The 1,257-nt window shown below is 44.7% G+C and carries 1 protein-coding gene and 1 pseudogene; both read right to left on the bottom strand.

Annotation, left to right across the window (positions count from 1 at the left end):
- Positions 1-362 (bottom strand): annotated as a pseudogene (locus HMPREF2572_RS06220) (hypothetical protein); the annotation flags it as partial.
- A gap of 106 nt (positions 363-468) precedes the next feature.
- Positions 469-1,092: a hypothetical protein gene (locus tag HMPREF2572_RS06225; protein WP_070496925.1), complete on the bottom strand. Its 624-nt coding sequence runs from the start codon at positions 1,090-1,092 to the stop codon at positions 469-471.
- Positions 1,093-1,257 lie beyond the last annotated feature (165 nt).

Consider the following 1,257-nt stretch of genomic DNA (forward strand, 5'->3'; position numbering starts at 1 on the left):
GCTGCGGTGGCGATAATGGAAGCAATCAGCGAGATGCCATAGAATAAAGGCAACACAAACCACAAATCACCTGAACCGTGCCGAATGTAAGCGAGCTCATCGAGTACCTCTATCATATACCAAACCCAAACGATGGCTGTCGCCCACAAGCTGCCCGCCAACGTAGCGGGACGCAAACGCCGGTAAAACAGGGCATAAACCAGATTCGCCGAGCCAAGCATCAACATACCGGCAATCAATGTGTTGTCAAAATCTTCAGGACCTACCTGGTCGAACCATATCGAAGTCGTGATGATAATAACGATACTGCCTACCAATGAAAGGCCGGCAAATTTTTTTTCGCTAATACTGGGGAAATTCATCTTTACGTCTTTTCAAAACTGTTCTCTTGAATCAAAGGACATTCATATACGGATGATTGGTTTTCAGACGACCTATCCGTCAAATAGCAGACCTCTGTATGGCTCATTACGAATCGGATGAAAGATTGGAATGGTCGGAAGTATGGTCTTCCAGACGTTTGAATGCGGTTGATGAATCGATAAAATCAACCAGCCGGTTAATCAACAGAACGATACCCAAAATAACCAAAATTGCGATTGGGTAAAAAATCCAAAGCAAACCGGTAGTGCCTATAAAAGACCAGCGCATGGACGCCCAAAATGCTTGAAGTGAGGATTTTTCTAAAGAGAGCAGCTTGGGGCGGGCTGCGGTGGCGATAATGGAAGCAATCAGCGAACCAACATAAAATACAGGCAACCCTAGCCACAAAAAAGCTGATCCGTGATGATCGTAATTGGGGGAGTAAGGGTCATTATGACTGTCAGCACTGTCTACCGCCATCATAAACAACAACCAAAGTATGGTTGTTATCCACACGCTGCCCGCCACAGTAGCAGGTCGCAAACGATGGGAAAACAAGACATAAACCAGATTCGCCGAGCCAAGCATCAACACACCGGCAATCAATGTAAACTCGAAGCGATCGGGCATTGCCTCACTAAACCATATCGAAGTCGTGATGATAATAATGATACTGCCAGCCAATGATAGGCCGGCAAATGTTCTTTCGCTAATACGGGGGAAATTCATCTTGATGACTTTTCAAAACTGTTCTTCTGAATAAAAGAACATTCATGGATGGATGCTTAGTTTTCAGACGACCTACCCATCCAATAGCAGCCATCTGAAAACGCTTCCCCATTGTACCCGAATTTCATTAACCTTTTGTATAGTGGATTAACTTTAAACCAGTAC

Source organism: Neisseria sp. HMSC064E01, assembly GCF_001808875.1.
Classification (GTDB): domain Bacteria; phylum Pseudomonadota; class Gammaproteobacteria; order Burkholderiales; family Neisseriaceae; genus Neisseria; species Neisseria sicca_A.